Annotated in this window: 21 protein-coding genes; 10 read left to right on the top strand and 11 right to left on the bottom strand. The window is 34.0% G+C overall.

Annotated elements, in window-relative coordinates; translation table 11 throughout:
- Nucleotides 1-32: 32 nt before the first annotated feature.
- Nucleotides 33-707 (bottom strand): hypothetical protein, encoded by a 675-nt coding sequence (locus tag EZ428_RS01265; RefSeq protein WP_131551298.1) that lies wholly within the window; start codon nt 705-707, stop codon nt 33-35.
- 5 nt (nt 708-712) lie between these two features.
- A complete protein-coding gene (locus EZ428_RS01260; RefSeq protein WP_131551297.1) occupies nt 713-1,234 on the bottom strand; it encodes a hypothetical protein in 522 nt (173 codons plus the stop codon).
- Nucleotides 1,235-1,509: 275 nt separating this feature from the next.
- On the opposite strand from EZ428_RS01260, the gene EZ428_RS01255 reads away from it, so the two are divergent.
- From EZ428_RS01255 to EZ428_RS01235, 5 genes are all read left to right on the top strand, one after another.
- Complete coding sequence (locus EZ428_RS01255) at nt 1,510-1,824, top strand: hypothetical protein (RefSeq protein WP_131551296.1); 315 nt, start codon at nt 1,510-1,512, stop codon at nt 1,822-1,824.
- Entirely contained in the window at nt 1,802-2,713 is a 912-nt protein-coding gene (locus EZ428_RS01250) for a hypothetical protein (RefSeq protein WP_131551295.1), read from the top strand. The genes EZ428_RS01255 and EZ428_RS01250 overlap by 23 nt, the downstream gene beginning before the upstream one ends.
- A 182-nt stretch (nt 2,714-2,895) precedes the next feature.
- A complete protein-coding gene (locus tag EZ428_RS01245) occupies nt 2,896-3,966 on the top strand; it encodes a hypothetical protein (protein ID WP_131551294.1) in 1,071 nt (356 codons plus the stop codon).
- A 54-nt stretch (nt 3,967-4,020) separates the two neighbouring features.
- Entirely contained in the window at nt 4,021-4,824 is an 804-nt protein-coding gene (locus tag EZ428_RS01240) for a C1 family peptidase (RefSeq protein ID WP_131551293.1), read from the top strand.
- 88 nt (nt 4,825-4,912) lie between these two features.
- Entirely contained in the window at nt 4,913-5,137 is a 225-nt protein-coding gene (locus tag EZ428_RS01235; RefSeq protein ID WP_131551292.1) for a response regulator transcription factor, read from the top strand.
- A 54-nt stretch (nt 5,138-5,191) separates the two neighbouring features.
- Here the strand turns inward: EZ428_RS01235 and EZ428_RS01230 are convergent, their stop codons facing one another.
- Nucleotides 5,192-6,775 (bottom strand): M28 family metallopeptidase, encoded by a 1,584-nt coding sequence (locus EZ428_RS01230; RefSeq protein WP_225870969.1) that lies wholly within the window; start codon nt 6,773-6,775, stop codon nt 5,192-5,194.
- 120 nt (nt 6,776-6,895) lie between these two features.
- On the opposite strand from EZ428_RS01230, the gene EZ428_RS01225 reads away from it, so the two are divergent.
- A complete protein-coding gene (locus EZ428_RS01225) occupies nt 6,896-8,248 on the top strand; it encodes a M20/M25/M40 family metallo-hydrolase (protein ID WP_131551291.1) in 1,353 nt (450 codons plus the stop codon).
- 140 nt (nt 8,249-8,388) lie between these two features.
- Here EZ428_RS01225 and EZ428_RS01220 read toward each other — a convergent pair whose 3' ends face one another.
- Nucleotides 8,389-10,776: a TonB-dependent receptor domain-containing protein gene (locus tag EZ428_RS01220; RefSeq protein WP_131551290.1), complete on the bottom strand. Its 2,388-nt coding sequence runs from the start codon at nt 10,774-10,776 to the stop codon at nt 8,389-8,391.
- Nucleotides 10,777-10,885: 109 nt separating this feature from the next.
- On the opposite strand from EZ428_RS01220, the gene EZ428_RS01215 reads away from it, so the two are divergent.
- On the top strand, nt 10,886-12,553 hold the full coding sequence (locus EZ428_RS01215) for a histidine kinase (RefSeq protein WP_205945581.1): 1,668 nt from the start codon (nt 10,886-10,888) through the stop codon (nt 12,551-12,553).
- Nucleotides 12,550-13,245, top strand: coding sequence for a LytR/AlgR family response regulator transcription factor (locus EZ428_RS01210; RefSeq protein ID WP_131551289.1), 696 nt, complete (start codon nt 12,550-12,552; stop codon nt 13,243-13,245). Before EZ428_RS01215 ends, EZ428_RS01210 begins: the two co-directional genes overlap by 4 nt.
- Nucleotides 13,246-13,320: 75 nt before the next feature.
- Here the strand turns inward: EZ428_RS01210 and EZ428_RS01205 are convergent, their stop codons facing one another.
- The 3 genes from EZ428_RS01205 to EZ428_RS23885 are packed head-to-tail and all read right to left on the bottom strand — an operon-like array spanning nt 13,321 to nt 15,196.
- On the bottom strand, nt 13,321-14,106 hold the full coding sequence (locus tag EZ428_RS01205; RefSeq protein ID WP_131551288.1) for an ABC transporter permease: 786 nt from the start codon (nt 14,104-14,106) through the stop codon (nt 13,321-13,323).
- A 2-nt stretch (nt 14,107-14,108) separates the two neighbouring features.
- Nucleotides 14,109-15,017 (bottom strand): ABC transporter ATP-binding protein, encoded by a 909-nt coding sequence (locus EZ428_RS01200; protein ID WP_131551287.1) that lies wholly within the window; start codon nt 15,015-15,017, stop codon nt 14,109-14,111.
- A gap of 2 nt (nt 15,018-15,019) precedes the next feature.
- On the bottom strand, nt 15,020-15,196 hold the full coding sequence (locus EZ428_RS23885) for a hypothetical protein (protein WP_165501687.1): 177 nt from the start codon (nt 15,194-15,196) through the stop codon (nt 15,020-15,022).
- Between the two features lie 262 nt (nt 15,197-15,458).
- Between EZ428_RS23885 and EZ428_RS01195 the strand changes: the two genes are divergently transcribed.
- Nucleotides 15,459-16,487: a sensor histidine kinase gene (locus EZ428_RS01195; protein ID WP_131551286.1), complete on the top strand. Its 1,029-nt coding sequence runs from the start codon at nt 15,459-15,461 to the stop codon at nt 16,485-16,487.
- Entirely contained in the window at nt 16,484-17,233 is a 750-nt protein-coding gene (locus EZ428_RS01190; protein ID WP_131551285.1) for a LytR/AlgR family response regulator transcription factor, read from the top strand. Before EZ428_RS01195 ends, EZ428_RS01190 begins: the two co-directional genes overlap by 4 nt.
- Before the next feature lie 89 nt (nt 17,234-17,322).
- Here the strand turns inward: EZ428_RS01190 and EZ428_RS01185 are convergent, their stop codons facing one another.
- From EZ428_RS01185 to EZ428_RS01170, 4 genes are all read right to left on the bottom strand, one after another.
- Nucleotides 17,323-18,201 (bottom strand): TraB/GumN family protein, encoded by an 879-nt coding sequence (locus EZ428_RS01185; protein WP_131551284.1) that lies wholly within the window; start codon nt 18,199-18,201, stop codon nt 17,323-17,325.
- A gap of 68 nt (nt 18,202-18,269) precedes the next feature.
- Complete coding sequence (locus tag EZ428_RS01180) at nt 18,270-19,046, bottom strand: lysophospholipid acyltransferase family protein (RefSeq protein ID WP_131551283.1); 777 nt, start codon at nt 19,044-19,046, stop codon at nt 18,270-18,272.
- A 4-nt stretch (nt 19,047-19,050) separates the two neighbouring features.
- A complete protein-coding gene (locus tag EZ428_RS01175) occupies nt 19,051-19,605 on the bottom strand; it encodes an NUDIX domain-containing protein (RefSeq protein ID WP_131551282.1) in 555 nt (184 codons plus the stop codon).
- A 437-nt stretch (nt 19,606-20,042) separates the two neighbouring features.
- A complete protein-coding gene (locus EZ428_RS01170) occupies nt 20,043-22,451 on the bottom strand; it encodes an outer membrane beta-barrel protein (RefSeq protein ID WP_225870968.1) in 2,409 nt (802 codons plus the stop codon).
- Between the last annotated feature and the right edge of the window lie 15 nt (nt 22,452-22,466).

Here is a 22,466-nt window from a genome sequence, read left to right as displayed (position 1 = left end):
ACAGATGATCAAAAATATTAAGGAAAGAATAATTATTGGGGTAAAGAGTTCTGAATTTTCCGAAAACATAAAAATGATTTAATCCAACAACTATACATTATTAAACTTAAAAAACACATTAAGAAATATCTAAGACGAAAGTTCCCAATAATTTTAATTTTAATCAATTCAGAAAAAAAGGAATTTACACAAGTACTTGTTGCGTAAAAAATTAAACAGCCTGAAACAAACCAAAATTCTGGCTGTTCAAGAATATTTATATATTCTAGCTGCCTGAATAAACTGAAATAATAACTAATGCAAAAGATAACTACCCCTACACTAAAAAAATTATTTGTCCTGTAAAAAAAAAGTTCATTCAATCCTTTATTATAATTAAATTCCCAAAAGTAAAGCCCTCCGATAATTGCTAAAAAAGCGGCAACTATTTTTTTAATGCCAGGTATTGGAATAATTCTCGAAAAAATCCAAGTATAAAATATAACATAAACGATCAGAAAAAGATTATATAACCATGCATTACTTAATCCTTTAGGCAGCATAATTGCTGTATAATAGCCATAACTTTCCACTCCAATTGTTAATGTCAAGAATGGAATAAATACTCTCCAAAATTTTGGATATACATTTCTTAAAAATAGAATGGATGTAATTAAGCACATCCATTCTATAATCAAAGCATAAGGCAGTTCTAATACTTTTAGCATAAATTTTATTGACCTACATCATAGCCATCAGCTGGTTCTGGAGGAGTAGGTACTTGTCCACCTGCGCAATCTGGTTTGCAAATTGCAGTTTGATCAAGCCCATTTCCACCAGTTGATATGGCCACAGTATCCTTATTATCAGTTAACATATCTAAATATAAGTGATTTTTTGAACTTTTAATTTTAGTGTTGCACAATATTGTTGTATTCATTTTTTCATAATGAAGGCTACTTGATGGGCAAGTTGTTTGGTTAAAGTGATTGCCAATATATATCTTGATTCCAAAACCTTCGTAGTCCGCGGGAACTGGCTTAACCATTGAAAGTACGTTTTTATCTAATACCCCATTATCAATGCAAAGCTTTAAAATTTCTTCAATTCCGAAATGAGAAAAGTGTAAAAGATCTCCAATGATTTCGTATTTCTTTCTATACGCTTGTACCATGTCCTTGACCATTTTTTTGTTTACTGGGCCGGCAGGATTAATAAAGCCTTTTTGTTTTGCACTGTTTAATTGAATCTCCATGATTGTTTTAATTTAAATGATTGTTAAGGTTTAATTATTTATAAATCTCAATAATTAGTAGTGTATTAACAACAGTGAAACTACGGTTGGATGTACCGTAGAAATACCCTATTAAAAAGGGTAGTAAATGCATTTTTTTCGATGGTTAGTTAAATAGTTTTGGATATGTAAATTGATTTAAGCAAAATGAAAATAGATTAGTGTACTAAGGATTTACTGAAAACTGACGGCAAACCACCCAAACGACAACAACACTACAATTAATATTAAATAATATGGCAAAGCAAAAGAATGTAACGCTATCAATGGAAGCTACAAGAAGTTTCTCATTGACACTTGAACCAGTCAGCGGTGGAATCACCTTATTTTATGCTTTCATTAACGGGGTTAAAGTAATTCAATCTGATGGGGCAAAAAAGAGAAATTGGACGGGGAAAATTCCTGATGCACAAGTAAAAATTAAAGTTAGAGTTGTAGGCATTGATGATGCTACTTTCAAACTTAGTCTTGATTTGCCAGGAATAGCTGAAGACCAAAGTTTAACATTTAAATTACAAGGAGGTTATTATGAAACAGAAATTACTTTATAGCTTATTAATCCTCTTTCCATTTATTGGGTTTGCTCAAGATGCAAAGTTCAAAATTTTGCCATTTATTAATGGAATAACTTCAATCAAAGAAGGACAAATTGAAGCTGGGCCAGAATTAAATTGGGAGAAAGTTGAGAAAGGGAATACATTCATAATAAGACCATCTATTAGAATGCCTCTGACGTCTAAATCAGATAATATTTTACAGATTGATAGATTTTCTTCAACCTGGAGGGGCATTTTATCAGTACAGTACACAAAAGACAATACGGAAGAAAATGGTGGAATCTCCCGACATTCAGTCAATGGACAATTTGAGTATGGGTCGGCTGTCTTCAAGTATTATCCGACTGGCATTAAATCTAATGAACAAAAAATTGGTGAAACTTCATATGCTTTTGAATTAAAGTATATCGGTTTTTTTACAAAAGGTAAAACAGAAGCCAAGCAATTTTCCCCGCAATTTAGACTTAGGTATTCTTACGACTGGAAAGCTGCAAATGAAGTTGGTGTTGTAAATCCCATAAATAGTAATGGAGTTATAACAACCTCAAATTTTGTGGTTGAGGCTCCGAGTGTGAAGCCAACATTTTCCCCTGCCTTTTCATTGCAAATTTATCCTGGCAAAGGTAGTTTCAGTTATTCACCAACTATCTATTATGACTTTACTGGAAAGAAAAGAACAAACAATCCGTTTGACAATCTAAATAGATTGAGACTTGAAAGCTGGGTATTCTTCTATCCATTGGTAAAAGACAATCCAAATGTAAAAATTGGAATATCTCCATTTCTTAGTGTTAGAACAGCGGGTACAGACGATTTTAATAAAGTCGAATATGGCGGTATGATTACCGTAAAGTTTGGGACAACATTCTTGCAATTCTTTTAGGGGAGAAAGCGACCGATATGCTTCGTATGAGTTAGCTACTGTATGCTAAACCCTCCGAAATCTAACCAAGTTTTGAGGTCAGTGATAAACTAATCAATAAACAAAACACAGTTTAAGAAATAGGCATTACTTTATAAATTCCTTTATTAAATCTTCGAATTCTAATTACTTAAAATATCATTATGAATAATTATTTAGAGACGGGTATTGCAGTTGTTTTAATCTTCTTTGTGTTTAGCACTGTAACGTATGTAATTCAAGAGCTTATTGCCGTTAACCTAAAGTTTAGGGGTAAAATGTTAAAGCAATCTTTACAACAATTAATGGGTATTGTAAGTAGCGAGCTTTTGAAGCATCCGCAATTAAATAAGCTAAAAGAAAATGCTGACAAATTGCCATCTTATATACCTGCTACAAATTTTGCGATGGCAACGATAGATATAATTGCCGAAAAGAGCGGGGCGAGAACGAACGATCTATTTGCTGATTTTAAGAATGGATTAACTGCTTTAAAAAATCAACAAGCTAATACTCTAATTAAAGATGGCTTACCTAAATTATTAGAAACTTTGGCAAATAGTTCTAAAGATATAAATGAACTACAGGCTAATGTAGAAAAATGGTTTAATGAATATATGGATAGGGTCAGTGGCTGGTATAAAAACAAGTATAGGTGGGTTACGCGAATAATAGCCATTTGCATTGCCCTTGCATTTAATTTAAATATGGTAAGGATTATCAAAACCATACATAATGATCCAATATTAAAAGCTAGTCTAGTTTCATCAGCAGAAAAATTGGTAGATCAGCCAGATGTAGTTAAAGATTATTATTTGAGTAAAGTAGATGTGCATTTTAATGAAATTGATAAGAAATATGATTCAATATTGAAGGATACTGCAACTAAAAAAATCAACGTAGACTCTTTAAAAAATGAAAGAGATTCTGAGAAATACAAGGTGCTCACAAAATATAATGAAGAACAATATTATTTTGCTAGCTCAATGATTAAAAATATATCAAGCGATAAGTTGATTTTCGGTTGGACAAAAAATCCATTTAAAGTACTTGATGAAAGAACCAATTTAAGGAGGAATATGTATTGCTATGAATATTTGGTTTCTTTTTTAGGGCTTATGATTGGAGCCATTGCAATCTCAATGGGAGCACCATTTTGGTTCGAAGTGATGATGAAACTTGTAAATGTAAGAAGGGCTGGCTTAAAACCAAAGGGTGATAGCTTGGCAAAATAAATCAAACAAAATTATTGCTAATTAAAGAAGAAAAAATTAACCAAAAAGTTTAACATGAGAGAAAGAACTATAAAACGAATACTTAATTGTATTCCTTCAAAAGAAACCAAAAATGACTGGAATTTTAAAGATGCCATAGCCGCAAAGTTTGCAAAACCTATCACTGCAATCCCAGCATCAGTAGATTTACGTGAAAATTGGTGGAAAATTAACGACCAAGGACAAACTGGCTCCTGTGTGGGATGGGCGACTGCAGATGCATTGCTACGCTGGCATTTTGTAAAGAAAAAACAATTGGGGGATAAAAATCTGTTATCTGTAAGGTTTATATGGATGTCGGCAAAAGAAACCGATGAGTTTAACGAAAGGCCATCTACATTTATTGAGGTTTCTGGCACTAGCTTAAAAGCCGCCTTAGATATTGCCCGAAAGTATGGTTGTGTAACTGATCAAATTTTGCCATTTGATAGTAATAAATCGTTTATGGGAGATGAGAATGAATTTTATGCCTTAGCATCTCGTTTTCGCATTAGGAATTATTTTAATCTCGGCCAAAATAATGTAGATAAGATTAGAGTTTGGAAAGAGTGGATTGCTGCAGGCAATGGACCAATATTAGTACGATTAGATGTTGATGATACTTGGCAAAATGCTGGCGTTACTAATGGGAATCTGGACATTTATTTGGAGGATACTCAACAAGGTGGACATGCAGTAGCCATTGTAGGTTACACAGTAGATCGTTTGATTATAAGGAATAGTTGGGGAGCTACAAGTTGGGGGGATAATGGTTATGCTTATGCATCTATCCCTTACGCTCAAATGGCATTTACAGAAGCTTATGGGATAACTGTCTAATTATAGATTTAGTGATAGGTATGGGTTTAAGTGTCTTAATCGTAAAGACATATTTAACAAGCACTCTAAAAGTTTAAAAAATAGATTTATGACGTTAGACATATCTTATAAAGAAGAACAAATTAGCCAACGGGAGCTAGAGATCTTGCATTTGGTATGTATGGGAAATAATAGCAAGGAGATTAGTAATCAGCTATTTATAAGTGAGCTTACCGTTAACACACATCGCAGGAATATGGTAAAAAGACTTGGTCTAAAGAACTCTCATCAACTAGTAGTGTGGGCCTTTAAAGAGCGGATGTTCACGATATAATAAAGAAGCCCCCAGATTTTTATCTAGGGACTTCTTTACTGTGTGATTAATTAATTATGGTCTTGCAGGTGCTGGTGTAGGCATTGCTTTACGAGGCAATTTCTCAGCTCTTTCTGAAGTATGATAAACAAAAGAAGCTACAATAGTGGCAGACTTTTTCAAATCATCCATATCTAAACGGTCAAACGTATCCATGTTAGAGTGGTGTGTACGTGTGTTATAATCCATTGGATCTTGAATAAACTGGAAGCCAGGTAAGCCAATACCATCATAAGCTTGGTGATCTGTACCACCAGTATTGCTAATGGTAATTGTTTTAGCACCTAAATCAGCAAATGGAGTTAACCAAGCTTGGAAAATGTCTTTTACTGCAGCATTTCCTTGCAAATAAACACCTCTAATTGTTCCTGTTCCATTATCTAGGTTGTAATAAGCAGATAATTTCTCATGTTCAGGTTTAGCTTTCATGTCGGCAGGGTCTGCAAAATGTTGTTTTACATAACCTCTTGATCCGAATAGACCTTGCTCTTCTGAACTCCATAAAGCAATACGAATGGTACGTTTTGGTTTAAAGTCGATAGCTTTTAAAATACGCATTGCTTCAATCATAACTGCAGATCCTGCGCCGTTATCAGTTGCGCCAGTACCAGAGTGCCATGAATCATAGTGGCCACCTAACATTACAATTTCATCTTTTAATTTAGGATCTGTACCAGGAATTTCTCCAATTACATTGTAACCCTTTGGATCTTTATCATAAAATGAAGTTTTAACTTCAGCCTCTATTTCTACTTTCTCTCCGCCACGTAATAAACGTAAAATGTGTAGGTAATCTTCACTGCTTACTTCCAGTTCTGGATTTACCGCTTTAGCATCTAATTTATAAGAAGCACCATTGCTAGTAAAGAAAGTACCGTGACTTCCACGAGCGTAAGTTAATTTTAATCCAATGCCCTCGCTTAATAATACACTGTCAATTGCAGCTCTCATACCCATCATTCTCATCATCATTGCTCTTTGGTTGTTACCTGCACCTGGAGCTCCTTGACGATTTCCTGGCCCACCACCAGCAGCTGGAGGAGTAGCAGCAGCCATTTTCTCTAAATCTTCATCTGTATAACGAACGGCATCGGCCTTATAGGTATTCTTTAAAGGTTGTACCAATGCAGATTCAATCATTACGATTTTACCTTTTAGCTTGCCCTTATATTTTGCTAAATCAGTTATTGTATCAGCTTTAATTAAAATAACTTCAGATTTAATTGGGCCATTTGTGCCTGGTGTCCAAGCTTTTGGAGAAGCAATAATTGGACGGTAGAAAGGTTTGGTTGTAGCAGCATAATATTTATCAACTTGCCATCCTTTACCAAAATCACCCCAAGCTTCTAAATGAACATTCTTTAAGCCCATTTCATTGAAATATTTAACTGCCCAATCTTGTGCTCTTTTTAAGCCTGGAGAGTTAGATAAGCGTGGCCCTGCAACATCAGTAATCTGGTAAGCAATTTCAGATGCTTTAGATTTATCCAATCCTTCTGTTCTAATTTTTGCCACAGCGGCCGAGTTTACTGGCTCTTGTGCAAACGCAGAAAAGCATAAGCCCAAAGCAAATGCACTAAAAGTAATTTTTTTCATCATAATTATAGTTTTAATAGTTGTTAAGCGATTTTAAGTATCATTATTGTTGGTCAATTTACAGTTAATCATAAATAATTGTACCTTTCTATTCAGATTTTTACACGCCCTGTTATGATTAGAATGAAATATTTTAAAATCTCTTTAGTTTTTATCTTTTTAGCTTCTGGAAGGCTGTTTGCTCAACAAACTATTAGCAGAGATCCTGCCATAAGTGCTTTAGTTAATGAAGTTTCGGCTTCTAACTTAGAATCTGTAATCAAGAAATTAGTTTCCTTTCAAACTCGTCATACCTTAAGTGATACTTTGAGTAAAACTACAGGCATCGGCGCTGCCAGAAGCTGGATTAAAAGTGAGTTTGAAAAATATGGTGTTGCGGGCGGGAATAGGCTTCAAGTTTCTTATGATACTTTTACGCAACCTGCAGATGGCAGAAGGATAACTGCCCCGGTTGTGCTTAAAAATGTTGTAGCAGTTTTGCCGGGTACAGATCCAAATGATAAAAGAATGTTAATGGTTTCAGGTCATTATGATTCTAGGGTAACTGATGTGATGAACATTAAAGATTTTGCCCCTGGCGCAAATGACGATGCTTCTGGTGTTGCCGCAGTAATGGAAATGTGTAGGATAATGAGCAAACAAAAATTCAATTCTACCTTGGTTTTTGTGGCAATGGTTGGTGAGGAACAAGGTTTATATGGCGCCACAAATTTGGCAAAACGAGCAAAGGAAGAAGGTTGGAAGGTTCACTTGTTGATGAATAACGATATAGTTGGCAACTCTTACGGAATGGAGACCGACATTAAAGACAATAAAAGTGTACGTGTGTTTAGTGAAGGAGTATCTCCCTTGGAAACACCAGCGCAAGTTGCAGCAAGGCAATCTGCTGGCACAGATAACGATGGAAAAGCCAGACAGGCAGCCAGATATATTAAAGAGGTTGCAGAGCGATATGTAGATCAACTAGAAGTAAAACTGATTTATAGAAGAGACCGCTTTTTACGTGGAGGCGATCACACACCTTTTTCTCAACAAGGTTTTGCCGCAGTGCGGATTACCGAGATGAATGAAGATTTTAATAGACAACACCAAGACGTGAGAACAGAAAATGGTTTTAAATTTGGCGATTTGCCAGAATATGTAGATTATAATTATTTACAGAAGGTTACCAGAATGAACTTATCTGTTATGTCTAATTTGGCACTATCAACTCAAGAACCCGAAAATGTAGTAGTGCTTACCGCTGGTTTAACTAATAAAACTGCCTTAAAATGGGATGCTCCAAAAGGGAAAACTCCAATAGGTTATTACGTTTTGATGCGTGAAACCACAAGTCCATTTTGGGAAAAAAAATTCTTTGTTAAAGAGAATGCAGCAACGCTTGCTTACTCAAAAGACAATTATTATTTCGGTGTACAATCTGTAGATGAGAATGGGCACGAAAGTTTAGTGATTACTCCAAGAGCGGGGAGGTAAATTACTTTGACAAACTTATAAACTCAATGCAAATGGTTTGTCAAAGTAAAAGCGGTTTTGTCATTCAGAGCGAAGCGAAGAATCTATGATTAAGAATTCTTTCGATCAGATTCCTCCAAAGTCGGAATGACAAATATTAATTAATTCCTATTTCCCGCTTTAGCTTGTCTTGCACCTTGATTCTCCTTTAAATTTAATTTATACACAAACGTTAAACGATACCTTGCTGCGTTTGGACTGTTAACCTGAACAAGCGAATAATTGTTACCTGTTGTTGTTGTTTCAAATTTTCTTAAATTAAATAGATTGGCAACATCAAACAATAGTGTTGCTTTGTCTTTTAAGAATGTTTTTCCCGCTCCAACATCTATGTTATGGATGCTTGCTGTTCTACTTTGAGCATTACTTTGGGCGCCTGTAAAATTATATCGACCTTGAAAACTTAACTTTTTAGGTAACTTTATTTGCGTGCTTATTCTACTGGTTAAAATGTTGCCGTTGTAATAAAAATCCTGATTGGCATAAAATCCTTTTTGGGTAAAGTAGTAGGCATTAACTTCCATGCTAAACTGTAAAAAACGATAAGGGTTGTACAATAAAGAAAGTTCTAATCCACTGCGTGATTCTCCATCAATATTAATAGGCGTGGTAATAAATACACCATTCGAGTTTCTGTAGGTATAATCTTGAGTAATGTTTTTATTGTTTTGGTAATATAATGAAGGATTGAATGTGAATTTATTCCAATTGCTTAAAAAACTCAATTCTACAACATCAGCATAAGATGGATTTAAGTCCGGATTACCAACATACTGCGAATTGAAATCTGTTAGCTCATTAAATGGATATAATGCAAAAAGTGATGGCCTGTTAATACGTTTACTGTAACTAGCCTGAATAGTTGTCTTCGTATTAAACTGATAAGATAGGTTAAGCGTTGGAAAAAATCTAGTGTATTTCTTATCACTATTAAATGTTCCAGCTCTATCTTCTAAACCAATTTTTGTTAATTCGGTTCTCATTCCAAGTTGGTAAGCTATTTTATTCCATTTGCTGCCAAATTGTATATAGGCACTTCCAATTAATTCATCATAAATAAGCTCATTATTAATTCCATCTAATATCTCCCAATTGATATTATTTTGTCGTTCTGCTTTAAAATCGCTAGTTACACTACGTTTTTCAGCTTTAATGCCAAACTCTAGATTTGCATCGCTGTCTAATGGATGCACATAGTCTGTTTGCAACATGAAATCTTTACTCGCACCAATGGAACTTGTTCTAACACCCGGGAAAGTTGTAACGTTAGGCAAAGTTTTTTGGGTAGATAAGCTCCAATCTTTATCACTGTTCCAAAAATCATATTGCATATCTACAGTGTATTTCTGGTTAGGCTTGTTGAAGGTTTTAGTGTAATTAAATTCTATCTGATTATAGTCCCTTTTTTCCCAAGACTCGCCTTTACGCAATAATATACTATCTAATGTATTTCCCTTTTTTGCATAATCATATTGCAAGCTCGTTTTATCATGGTCGTTTGTAGTTTTATTTAAAAACGCTGCGGTAATGGTATTGTGGTTATTGATTAGAAAATCTCCTCCAAAGTATAACATCTTGGCATCGTCATGTCTATCCTCATCTTGTCGTTTATGAAGCAAGTTAGTAGTTCCTGCATCATTGGTAAACTGATCTGAAATGTAAAGTCCATCATAATCTGAATAACGTAGGCCGAAGGTAGAGAACAAGTTAATTTTTGCCGATTTATAGTTTAAACTTGGTGTAATCCTGGTTTCATTTGGTACACCCGCCACTAAACTCAATTGGCCATTTAATCCAGATTTTTTATTTTTCTTTAAAATGATATTAATGATCCCTGCAGAACCTGCGGCATCGTATCTTGAAGATGGATTGGTAATAACCTCCACTCTTTCTATCTGGTCTGCTGGCAATTGATCTAATGCATTTCCTTGTGTAAATCCAGAACGCCTCCCGTCTATCAATACCAATACATTGCTGTTTCCTCTTAAACTAACACCCCCAGCAGGACTAACACTTACAGATGGTACGCCATTTAGTAAATCTAAGGAAGAGCCAGTTTGTGATAAAATATCTTTTCCAACCTGAAACACCTTTTTATCGAGCTTTAAGCTAATAGATGGTTGTTCGCCATTAACAGCAACTTCTTTTAATAATTGAGCATCTGGCTGAAGAATGATCACTAAATTAAGGCTTGATATAGATTTGGTTAAGGTTTTAACCAAGGTTTGGTATCCAACTAATGAAAACTCTATGATTAAGCTATCTTTTGAAACCGCTTCTAACTTGAACATTCCTTTTTCATCTGTAATGGTTGCTGCCAAAAGCTTCGTTGATGTGTCTTTTATGCGTACAGTTGCATAAGGAATTGGAACTTTATCTTGTTGTTCTTTTACAATTCCGGCTACCGTTCTTGAAGAAGTACTTGCTTGCTGTGCGTTACTATTTAAATAACTCAACAGGATGATCAGGGATAAAAATAATTGTTTCATGGCACAAGTTTAGTGGCAAAAAAGCTTCAAGTTTTAGAAAACTATGTGAACGGCTCTATATCCTTTTGAAATGCATTTTTCTACAAATTCTATATCCTATCTTTGGTAAATGAAGAATTACCTCTTTCTTTTTTTGTCGTTAATCTTCTTGTCTTGTAATAGACCAGAAATTAGTTTTAAGGATTATCCGCCAGTATATAAAACAGGTGATAGCCTATCATGGGCAAAAAAGGATTTTAATGAAAAAGGCTGGGCAACAGCACGTGGTGATACTAAAAACAATATTTTTTGGGTAAGGTTAAAAATAGATTTGACCAAAAAACCATTAGGGCTACTGGGACTAAAAATAGAGGCTTTTGGTGCTTTTGATGTTTATTGGGACGGCAAATTGATAGGTAAAAACGGCCAGGTCAGTATGCTTAACCAGGCAGAAATACCAGGCGCAGCAACAAGTTACTACAGCATACCAGATTCGTTGGCTCAAACCGGAAGCCACGTACTTGCACTTCGGGCCTCACAAGCCCATTTGGGGAATTTTCAGCGAGATATTTCTGCAGGCTTGAGTACTTACGATGACCTACTTAAAATGCCATTAAAGGCCTCTTCATTTATGAATTTGATTGCAGGTGCTTTTCTAATTGCGGCTATATATTATCTTTTTTTGTTTATCAATGGCAGGGTTAAACAATACACCATTCTGATTTTTTCGGTTATCTGTTTTTTATTTTTCGCCTTGCTGATCTTAGAATATATCAAATTTTATATAGAAATTCCTTATACACGTTTTTTCTTGCGATTGGAATTGATAGGTTGGTTAACTTTTGCACTTTCCATGTTGGTTCCCTTATATTTTACCATTCAATTTAAATTTAAATGGAAGAAAATATTAATGAGCTTGCTTTTTATCTCATTGGTTGCCATCTATATTTTAAACTTTGGGCATTATGATATAACTGCCTATTATTATAGCCAAGCCATGTGGATTGCGTCTTTAATCGTAGTTTTTAGGGGTATCTATCAAAAAGAAAAAGGAGCCCTGATTGTACTGATAGCTTTGCTTTTAAGGTTATTGATTAATCAATTCCTATTTTATGATTTTAGCTTGTTCATTAGCTTTTCCCTTATTGTTTTGTGCATACTTTATTTGCACACCATTCAAATGAAGGTGATAGAAGAAGAATATCAATCATCGTTATTGCTTTCTTCTAAATTGCAGTTAGAATTGATTAAAAAGAATATTCAGCCTCATTTCATAAAAAACACTTTAACTTCTTTAATGGATTGGGTAGAAGAATCTCCAAAAGAAGGTACGGCGTTTATACAAGCATTGGCTGATGAATTTGATATCATGAACAGTATATCAGAACAGGCGTTGATCCCTATTAGACAAGAGATTGAGCTCTGTAAAAAGCATTTGTCGGTTATGCAGTTTCGGAAAGAAATAAACTATAAATGGGAAGAAGATAATATCGATGAAAGTGAATTTATTCCGCCCGCATTGATACATACCATCTTAGAAAATGGAATAACACACAGCAGTCCGCTTGCAGATGGAAGCATGAAGTTTAAACTTTCGTTTTCAGCAGGAGCTGATTATAAACAATATACTTTTGAAACTTTTGCAAATAACAGGGTTAAAATTAAACCAAGAAATGGAGGTAATGGATTTACTTATATTAAAGCTCGACTAACTGAAAGTTATGCTGAAAATTGGGAATTTACATCACATGAAAATACTCAAGGTTGGATGACCACAATTAAAATTTATACCAAATGAGAGTGTTGATAATTGAAGATGAAGCTAGAATTGCTAAGCGATTAGAAAGAATGGCAAGTAATTACTTTGAGCAGAACTCTACTATTTCTATTTGCGATTCTGTGCAGAAAGGAATGGCATATATAGAAAATAATGAGATTGATTTGTTGTTGCTAGATTTAAACTTGAATGGAGAAAATGGCTTTGATTTACTAGAATCTGTTGTTTCAAAATCTTTTCATACCATAATTGTTTCTGCCAACACAGATAAGGCAATTATGGCTTTTGAATATGGTGTGTTAGATTTTGTGCCTAAACCCTTTGATGAAATTAGATTAGCCCAGGCTTTTAAAAGAATAAAGGCAAATGTAAAACCTACTGATGAGTTGCTTAAATTTCTAGCTGTAAAAAAAGCAGGAGACATTAAATTGATAGATATTGAAGATCTGCTTTTCATAAAAGGGGCAGGCATTTATAGCGAGCTGCATTTACGTAATGGAAAGCAAGAACTGCATGATAAATCATTGGAAACTTTAGAACAGCTTTTGCCATATTCATTCGAGCGTATCCATAAATCTTATTTGGTTTCTTTAGAACTAGCAGAAAAGATTTTAATTCAATCTGGAAGTAAATATAGCTTATTGCTTAAAAGCGGAGAGCAATTACCAATCGGCAGGTCTAAGTATAAGGATTTGAAGAATAAGATTGTTTAATTTGTCTAATAAAAAGGCATAAAAAAAGGGTAGCATCCACCAAACCCTTTTTAACTAAAAACTAAACTAAATTCTTTATTTGATTGTCTTTTTTGCGACTATAAAATACCCTATAATAAATACTACGGCTCCACAAATAAGACTATTAATTATTGCTTGATCAAAGATTATTAACTCTGCACCTTTTTTAGCGCTCATGATATTCATTACCGTTAAGCTAGGAAAACTATAAGGCAGATATACCGCATATTTCCACCCTACATTGGCCATAATGGAACATATAATGGTTAACAAAAATCCTAGTCCAAATGGCTTAAGGAAATCATTCCACATGATATTCATTAAGAATTGAATAGAGATAATGCCTATTGATGATAAAAATAACTTTCCAAATGCTTTGAATATAAGCTCATTGGGATTGTAATCCCCAAACTCTAATTGCGGTCTTATTAACTCAATTGCATGTCCTGAAGCTATAATCAAGAGTGCAAACAGAAACATCGTTAGAAAGGTTAAAAATATGATGTATAGAAATTTACTGGTATATATTGATAATTTGGATAAAGGTAGAGAGAATAAGCTTTTCCAAGTATCACCCTTATATTCCATATTGGTAACGGCATATGTATTATAGATTACCAAAATAGGTAACAATAATGAACCCATTATACCTGAAATAGGCGAGATAAAGTAAAACCAAAGTATCTGAGGCGGATGTTTAATTAAATCTTGGTACTTAAAAATAAATCCTAAACTTATTGCTATGCAAAGTAATAAAGGCAATAAAATTGAACTCCAAAATGCTAGCGTTTTTCTGGATTTATAAAATTCGGACTGTAGTGAGATAATTAATGAGTGCATTGTTAATTTTTTGAAGTAATGTCTAAGAATAAATTTTCAAGGTCTTTTCTTTCCTTGCCAATAGAAAAAACGGTTACACCATTTTGAACCAACAATGTATTCATTGTTCCCATATCAGCTTTTGTTTTGAAAATTACTGATACCGTTTGTCCATCTTTTTGAACAATTTCTGCCCCTGCATTTGATAAAATTTCAATAGCTTTTTCTTGGTTGTCGGTCTCAATTTTTACTGATGGTTTGCTTAAGTCATGCAATTCGTTTATCGTTCCTTGAAACAATAATTGTCCTTTATTTATGATGCCAACATGAGTTGCAGTTCTTTCTATTTCTGCTAATAAATGACTTGATACTAAAATGGTTTTGCCATGTTTAGCTGTCAATTCAATCATCAAGTTTCTTATCTCAATAATCCCGTTAGGATCTAAGCCGTTAGTTGGCTCATCTAACAATAACAATTCAGGATCTGATATTAAGGCCAAGGCAATTCCCAAGCGTTGTTTCATCCCTAAAGAATATTTGCCAGCTTTTTTATTAGCAGCGTCTGTTAAGCCAACCAAGCTTAACATTTCGGCACATTTACTTCTCTTAATTCCCAAAAGTATGCAACGATTAACTAGATTTTCTTTTCCTGTTAAGTGTGCATATATTGCAGGTTGCTCTACTAAAGCACCCATGCGTTTTAAGCTCGCAATGCGATTTGAATTGATCTCTTTCCCAAAAATAAATACTTGGTCTGATGGAGATTGTAAAAGATTTAACAGGATCTTTATGGTTGTGGTTTTTCCAGCTCCGTTAGGACCTAAAAATCCATAAATACTTCCTTGTGGTACTTGTAGCGATAAATCTTTAACAACGGTTTGTGCGCCAAAGTTATAAGTTAAGCCTACTGTTTCTATTGCGAAATTGCTCATGCTTATTTTAAGATTGCAGCAGTAGCTTTAACAATTGTGTTTGATGTTGGAGCTGCTGTTTTTACAACTGCCTCATCATCTTGCGTGTTATTTGTGCTTGTGGCAAAAGCAAATAACATCATTACAAATACTGGAAATAATAAAAGTAAGAATGGCGATACGTTTGATAACTTTTTCATAACTCGTTTTATTTTAAGGTTCTTTTTTCTAGGTTGTTTTGTTTTGTTGAACAAATAGAATAATTTAAAATATCCTGCTAAAATGTTTTAGACCAAGTGCATTTTATCTTAGATAAACGGTTAAAAAGGCTAGTTTTGCAACTGATTGGCAGTTTTAGCCTTTTGGTAGAAAAAAAATGCCAGTTCGTCGAAAGTAAGCTCGTAAAATAAATGATATATTTACTTTGGATGTAATTAAAGGCATTTTAAATAATTAGAGTTTATGAAAAGTAAAGGTGCAATAATAGCACATTCTATATTTTGGTTGCTGATGCTAGGGATAGCATTATCTATGATATTTATTGGTACAAGGCCTACTACGAAAGATATTATCTACTCTTATGGTCTGTTTAGTATTTTGAATCTTTCTGCATTTTACATTAATTATATTTTTTTAATTCCAGAACTTATACAGAAACGTAAAAAGTATTTACTTTATGTACTTGCATTTTTATTTTTAATCGCTGCTTCTGTAGTTGTTAAATTAGTTATAGCAGTTTTAAACCCTGAAGATTTATTGCAGTTTCGAACTGATAAAGGTGAAATCCATACCATTTCAGTTAATGAATATTTATTTAAGTCTACATTTTTATCGGGTTTTATATTAGTTACTAGCTGTATCATTAAGTTTTCTGTAGATTGGTTTTCTAATGAGAAGGTTCAACGTAATTTAGAAAGTGAGAAAAAAGACATGGAGCTACAGTTCCTGAAATCTCAATTGAATCCTCACTTCTTGTTTAACTCTTTAAATAATATCTATTCTTTAGCCTATCAAAAATCTGAAAAAACCGCAGATGCGATTTTAAAGCTTTCTGAAATTATGCGTTACATGATTTATGAAAGTAATGACAGTTGGGTAGATTTAAGTAAGGAAGTGGAATATGTAACCAGCTTTGTAGAACTCCAAAAGCTAAGGTTTAAAGATGGTGCTTCGGTTGTAATTACCATAAATGGAGAAATTGACGGGCAAAAAATTGTGCCATTAATATTAATTTCTTTCGTAGAAAATGCATTTAAACATGGCGTTGCAAATGAGCCAGAAGACCCAATTAAAATTAATATTATTGCCAACCAAAAAATACTTCACTTTAGTGTGAGTAATAAAAAGAGTAAAACCAATAAAGATGCCATGGGTGGTGTTGGTTTAAATAACGTAGAACGAAGGTTACAGTTGCTTTATCCCGATAGGTATAAATTAAATATTGTAAATTCGGCTACACATTACACTACAGAATTGATGCTAGACTTATGATATTAAAATGTATTGCTGTTGACGATGAGCCATTGGCGCTCGACATTATTGAGGATTACGTTTCTAAAGTGCCCTTTTTACAACTGGTAAAACGTACCGAAAATGCCATTGAAGCTTTACAATTGGTACAAGCTGGTGGAATTGATTTGGTGTTTTTAGATATTCAAATGCCAGATTTAACTGGGATTCAATTCTTGAAGATTGCTAGTGGAAAATCGAACTATATTTTAACAACTGCTTATTCTCAATATGCATTGGAAAGTTATGATTTGAATGTATCTGATTATCTTTTAAAACCAATTGCTTTTGACCGTTTTTACAAGGCTGTAGAAAAAGTTCACAACCAATTACTAAAATCAGAACCTGCCGCGGTTGTAGTACCTGAGCCTGTTGCGCCACAAAACAACAATCATAATAATGGGCCTGTTCAAGATTTTATTTTCGTAAAAACAGAACATAAAATTCAGAAAATTGAATTGGATGATATTCTTTACATAGAAGGCTTAAAAGATTACATTTCTATTTTTACTAAAACAGAGCGAGTAATTACTTTACAGAATATGAAAAAGATGGAAGAAACCTTGCCAAAAGGAGAGTTCATCAGGGTTCATAAATCATACATCATTTCGCTTGATAAAATTGAAAGTATCGAACGTAGTCGTATTTCAATTGCTTCTAAAATTATTCCAATAGGAGATACTTACAGAGATGAATTTTTTAAATTGATTGACGGGAAGAATATTTAATTATAGTTTGTTATTCAGAGCGAAGCGAAGGATCTATCGAATGAACTCTTCTTTATAGATTCCTCGTGCCTCGGAATGACAAAACATATTTAATTCGTCGCAACAGGTTTAACCGCATAACCTTTAGCTTGAAAACCTTTAATTAGTCCATTTTTACCTACTAAATGTCCAGCGCCGATAGCAATAAATAGGCTTTTGTTTTGCATTAAATTAGGCAGTTTTTCTATCCATTTTATATTACGGTTTTTTAATAACCTGTTGTTTTCTTCGGGAGTGAAATCATCTAATTTGGAGAAGGTTTTTTCTATCGCTTTTAAGTTTTGTGTAATGTAATCTTCATAAAGCTTTTTGCTTTCAGCCTTATTTTTATCTGCCTCTTTAACATATTTAACCAACACTTCTTTTTGCCTTTCTAAGCTACTGCCAAATAGAATTTGAGCTTGTTCTTCTAATGTTTCTAAACCAATTACTTCTTTGTTGTTTTCTTTGCCATAGTCTTGAAAATATTGGTCGATAGCAGGATTAGTATCGGTAAAGGTAACTGGAGATGTCATTTGAATAATCATTGTCTGCACTGCCATCGGACTAAATACATTGAACATTTTAAGCTCATATTTCCCCAAGCTTTTTAAATAATCATCAATTAATTTATACTCCGAAGCGCTCAATAATTTATCTAAAGAATTACCTTTCATAATCATATAGGGCATTAATTTAATGGCTAATTCCTTAGTGATTATTAATTCTCCAACAACAATATCTGCGGCAATAAATTTTTCATTTAAAACCTTCATCGTGTCTACAAAACCTTTGTCGGCAAAATGATAAGTGCCAAAAAGATAAGATGGTTTTGCTAATCCATTACCAGATATTTCCCAAAGCAAGGTGTTCTCTGCAATTTTCTTTTGTGCATTTGCACTCAGGCTAAAACCTAAAAAACCAATTAAAAGGTATTTGATAATTCTCATGGGATGGTATATTTTAAATTAACCACAGATAGACACAAATTTTAGAGTATATTTTATCGGTGGTTTTATTATGACTTCATACTATTTGTATCTAAGTCTGGTAAACGAATAGCCTGATGCAGTTTCTCTCTAATCGCATTTTCTGCTGCTAAAACTATTTCTTCAGCGTTTTTATCTGCTTTATTAACTGGATTTAAAACAGTCCATTTAATTGGATTGCCGACCGTTAAAAAGAACTTTCCATAACGCACAATTTTCCAAGAATTTTCAATGGCAATTGGAACAATTAAAGCATCGGGCACTACTTTTAACAAGGTTGCAATTCCACCCACATTAAAAGGTTTTATATTGCCGTCTTTGGCTCTAGTGCCTTCGGCAAATATCACGGTACTCCAAGTATTTTCCTTCATTCTACGGCCCAGTTTTATCAATTCAGAAATAGATTGTTTGCTATCTTTTCGATTAATATTTGCACCGCCACCAACTCTGAGGTTATAAGAAATGGAAGGGATGTTTTTGGTTAATTCTATTTTAGAAATAAATTTAGGGTGATGTTGTTTCAAGAACCAGATTATACCTGGAATATCATACATACTTTGGTGGTTGGCCACAAAAATAATTGGGTTGTCTGTTGGCAGGTTTTGGTCGTTTTTAAAAGTAACCGAGTTAAATAAAACCCAATTGCAGTAGGTTAAAAAGAAGTTCAAAATATCTACAGAAACTTTGTGTGCCTTATAACCAAAAGCACGAAAGCAAATCCATTGTATAGGATGGAAAATGCATAAAAATAAAAAGAATACGATGTTAAAAATAGGGCCAAATATGTAGCCTAAAAATTTACTCATTGATTTAAATTTTACCTTCTTGTATTAATATCTTAGTTTTTAAAATTGCTGCAACGCTTATGCTATCAGTAATTTCGCCATTTAAAACCATTTGATAAGCATCCTCAAACGGCATTTTTTTAATAACCAATTGTTCAGTATCTTCTGGAGACGATGCGCCTTCGGTTAAACCTTGAGCAAGATATACTATTGCAAATTCGTCGCTTACAGAGTTAGATAAATGCATTCGCTGGATTTCTGTAAAATGTTGTGCTGTAAGCCCACTTTCTTCTGCGAGCTCACGTTTGGCACTTTCTATTGGGTCAGCATTTAAAGCTCCACCTCCTTCAATAATTTCCCAGCTATAGGTTTTTGTTGGGAAACGAAATTGTCCTACAAGCCAAGTATTTAACTCTTCATCTAAAGGTAAAATGCCGATGGCAAAATTTTTAAAATGAACTTCACCATAAATTCCTGGTCCACCAGCAGGATTAAGAACTTGATATTCTGTTAAAGTAATCCAATTGTTGTCGTAAATTTTTTGGCTGCTTAAAACTTTCCAAGGGTTATCCGTGCTCATAAGCGCAAGATACAGAGAATTATGAAGTCTTAGTTCTAGATTTTTCAATTTTGAAAAACAATGACAGTAATTTTTGGCTTAACCTGTCCTGCCTGCCTGTCCAGTAGGCAGGCTTTTCTTACTGCCGTGAAGGACGGTATTCGTACTCCCGATAGCTATCGAGACAGGTCTATGATTTTAACGGTACTGGGGGTTGGCAAATTGCAACCAGACATATTTGTACAGACCTAGGTTTAATAAACGGGATTGTAATGAAAATCCTTTTTGTAATGCTGAGCCTATCGAATCACAAAAAGATTGAAATGAAAAGCCCGACTACTTTAACCGATTATCACAACAACTTGTTTTTCTAATGCAATTGATATTTCTAGATTTTAACATTAAGAAATTAAGGTTAATAAGCAATAATTATTCTTCTCACCTTAATGTTAAAAAAATTATTGCTTAGGTGCAGGCGGGATAACTACTTTATTAACTTTTACTTTAGTAAAACGATAGTTTAAGCTAAAGTTTACATTGCTAGAATTATTAGTGGAATAACTTTGAGATATGAAATTTAAACCTTGGTTAAAGGAATTGTTGTTCTTTCTGCCAAATGGATCTTGCGTACTAATCCTAACACTTAATGTATTTTTAAAGAAACTTTTTCTAGCGCCAAAACTGCTATTGACAGAACCTTTGTTTCTACCCTGGGCTGTGATGTTGTTCGCGTAGTTTAAGTTAGATTCGAATGCAGTTTTGTAAGGTAATTGCATCGAAATACCTAATGAACCTCGTAAACTTAAACCATCTCTATTTAATGATGAATTTAAAGAAGAACTGTACTTGCTTTGGATAACGCTAAAGTTTCCATTTGTAGAAATCTTATTGGTGGGGCGGAAGTTTCCGATTAACATTAAGGCAAAAGATTGGTTTGTGCCAACATTATCAAATGTGCTTTCTGAGATACCATTGGGGTTTACAATTCTATATCTTTCTATAACCCCGCTACTTGTTGAGTAAGAAATACGTGGTGTAAACGACCATTTTAATCCGAAGGCACCAAAGCTTACATCCATTTGATGGGTATAAGACGGAGATAAATCTGGATTGCCATAAGAAATATTTAAGGTATCTGCATTGTTAACCTGTGGGTTTAATGTATTCTCCCTTGGTCTGTTTATGCGAACGCTATAAGTTGTGCCAAAGTTATATCTCTTTTTAAAAAAACGATTAATAGAAACACTCGGAAATGCACTTAAATAAGGTTTCACATTGTAGCTAGAACCAGTAGACAAATCGAAGTTAACATTAGTATATTCAGCTCTTACGCCACCTTTTAAACCCCAACCGCCTTTGCGATAATTATAGGAAGCATAACCTGATAAAATGTTTTCGTTGTAAAAAAACTTGTTGGTTAGCTTTTGGTTGGTAATGTATTCTTGTGTTTGATAATTGAAGTTCTGAACTAATAAATCGTTGTCGTTTTTGCGATAATTATAGGCAAGACCGAATTCTAGTTGGTCACGTTTTTTAAAAACAGGCTTGTCGTAATCTAAATTAAAAGTCAAGCCATCATTGCCAGTTTGATTATCATTTTGCTGTAAACTTGGATTTAAGTTTACAGGAAAAGCATAAGTTCTGTTGTAAGAACGAAAATCGTTATTTGAGTTAGTATTAATGGTAACACCGATGGTCATTTTACCGCCAATTGTATCTGTTTGCAGGTTATAATCGGCATTAAAAACAAAGTTATTGCTATTGCCATCGCCAAGGTTTTGCTGATTGCGTAAACGAGTGGCAATTTGTTCTTCATTTAAATAATAAAAATCGTTTCCAGAAAGGCTATTGGTACTGTTAACGTTATAGTTTGTAGAAAGACGTAAACTTTGCTTTGGTGTAATATCCCAGTCAAAACCTACCCTGAAATTACCACCTTCATTCTCATTTCTATTGTTGTTAAACTGGTTATAATAAAATGTTGTATCAGGAAAAATATTTGTTCTATAACTCTCGCTATTGCCTTTGCCAATATTTTGGCGATATGCTCCGCCGCCGTTGATGTTGAAGTTCTTACCACGATAAGAAGCAAAGGCATTGGTGTTTGTATTGCCTTGTAAACCTGCATTTATGCCAATATTCCCATTAAAACCGACTTTAAAGCCTTTTTTCATTACAATATTAAGGATGCCTTCTCCATCTCCAGAATATTTGGATGGTGGATTTGTCATTACTTCTATTTTCTCAATTGCATCTGATGGCAACACGTTTAACAAATCGGCAATGTTCGATGTCATGTAATCAGATGGTTTCCCATCAATAAAAACCCTTGTACTTCTTTTGCCAGAAATGGTTGCATTTCCATCAATGTCTACTTGTACCATTGGCACGTTTTTAAGCACATCTGTAGCCGTACTTCCTTCAGCTAAAACAGATGAACCCACATTATAGGTAATTACATCGGCTCCAAATTCTACTAGAGGTTTTTGAGCGGTGATTACCACTTCATTTAAATTGCTTTGCTCGCTTGCCAGTTTTAAATTTCCAAGGTTTTTATCGAAATCTTTTTCGGTGATGATAATTTCATTTACAAAAAGATTGGTGTAGCCAACATAACTAACTTTTACTCGGTAAGTGCCCACTTTTAAATTGCCGATTTTGAAGAAACCATTCTCATCACTTTGTGTAATAGAAAGTGTTTGTTCATTTGTTCCTTCGTATAATGAAACTGCGGCATAAGGAATGGGTAATGCACCCACTTCTTCAATAACTTTACCTCTAATAATGCCTTTTTCTGCAGCATTAACACTGAAGGACATAAAGCTTAAAAAGGCAAAGGCTAAAACAAGTGGGGACAATCTTTTCAAGGTAGCGCTAATATA

The organism is Pedobacter frigiditerrae (assembly GCF_004331645.1).
Taxonomy (GTDB): domain Bacteria; phylum Bacteroidota; class Bacteroidia; order Sphingobacteriales; family Sphingobacteriaceae; genus Pedobacter; species Pedobacter frigiditerrae.
This window is presented reverse-complemented; position numbering and strand designations above follow the sequence as displayed.

Bases quoted from the DNA above. Each gene is read 5' to 3' on its own strand.
- EZ428_RS01175 (WP_131551282.1), bottom strand. From the start codon at position 19,605: ATGAGCACGGATAACCCTTGGAAAGTTTTAAGCAGCCAAAAAATTTAC.
- EZ428_RS01245 (WP_131551294.1), top strand. From the start codon at position 2,896: ATGAATAATTATTTAGAGACGGGTATTGCAGTTGTTTTAATCTTCTTT.
- EZ428_RS01255 (WP_131551296.1), top strand. From the start codon at position 1,510: ATGGCAAAGCAAAAGAATGTAACGCTATCAATGGAAGCTACAAGAAGT.
- EZ428_RS01205 (WP_131551288.1), bottom strand. From the start codon at position 14,106: ATGCACTCATTAATTATCTCACTACAGTCCGAATTTTATAAATCCAGA.
- EZ428_RS01250 (WP_131551295.1), top strand. From the start codon at position 1,802: ATGAAACAGAAATTACTTTATAGCTTATTAATCCTCTTTCCATTTATT.
- EZ428_RS01215 (WP_205945581.1), top strand. From the start codon at position 10,886: ATGAAGAATTACCTCTTTCTTTTTTTGTCGTTAATCTTCTTGTCTTGT.
- EZ428_RS01190 (WP_131551285.1), top strand. From the start codon at position 16,484: ATGATATTAAAATGTATTGCTGTTGACGATGAGCCATTGGCGCTCGAC.
- EZ428_RS01230 (WP_225870969.1), bottom strand. From the start codon at position 6,775: ATGATGAAAAAAATTACTTTTAGTGCATTTGCTTTGGGCTTATGCTTT.
- EZ428_RS01180 (WP_131551283.1), bottom strand. From the start codon at position 19,046: ATGAGTAAATTTTTAGGCTACATATTTGGCCCTATTTTTAACATCGTA.
- EZ428_RS01265 (WP_131551298.1), bottom strand. From the start codon at position 707: ATGCTAAAAGTATTAGAACTGCCTTATGCTTTGATTATAGAATGGATG.
- EZ428_RS01195 (WP_131551286.1), top strand. From the start codon at position 15,459: ATGAAAAGTAAAGGTGCAATAATAGCACATTCTATATTTTGGTTGCTG.
- EZ428_RS01200 (WP_131551287.1), bottom strand. From the start codon at position 15,017: ATGAGCAATTTCGCAATAGAAACAGTAGGCTTAACTTATAACTTTGGC.
- EZ428_RS01225 (WP_131551291.1), top strand. From the start codon at position 6,896: ATGAAATATTTTAAAATCTCTTTAGTTTTTATCTTTTTAGCTTCTGGA.
- EZ428_RS01210 (WP_131551289.1), top strand. From the start codon at position 12,550: ATGAGAGTGTTGATAATTGAAGATGAAGCTAGAATTGCTAAGCGATTA.
- EZ428_RS01185 (WP_131551284.1), bottom strand. From the start codon at position 18,201: ATGAGAATTATCAAATACCTTTTAATTGGTTTTTTAGGTTTTAGCCTG.
- EZ428_RS01220 (WP_131551290.1), bottom strand. From the start codon at position 10,776: ATGAAACAATTATTTTTATCCCTGATCATCCTGTTGAGTTATTTAAAT.
- EZ428_RS01260 (WP_131551297.1), bottom strand. From the start codon at position 1,234: ATGGAGATTCAATTAAACAGTGCAAAACAAAAAGGCTTTATTAATCCT.
- EZ428_RS01235 (WP_131551292.1), top strand. From the start codon at position 4,913: ATGACGTTAGACATATCTTATAAAGAAGAACAAATTAGCCAACGGGAG.
- EZ428_RS23885 (WP_165501687.1), bottom strand. From the start codon at position 15,196: ATGAAAAAGTTATCAAACGTATCGCCATTCTTACTTTTATTATTTCCA.
- EZ428_RS01240 (WP_131551293.1), top strand. From the start codon at position 4,021: ATGAGAGAAAGAACTATAAAACGAATACTTAATTGTATTCCTTCAAAA.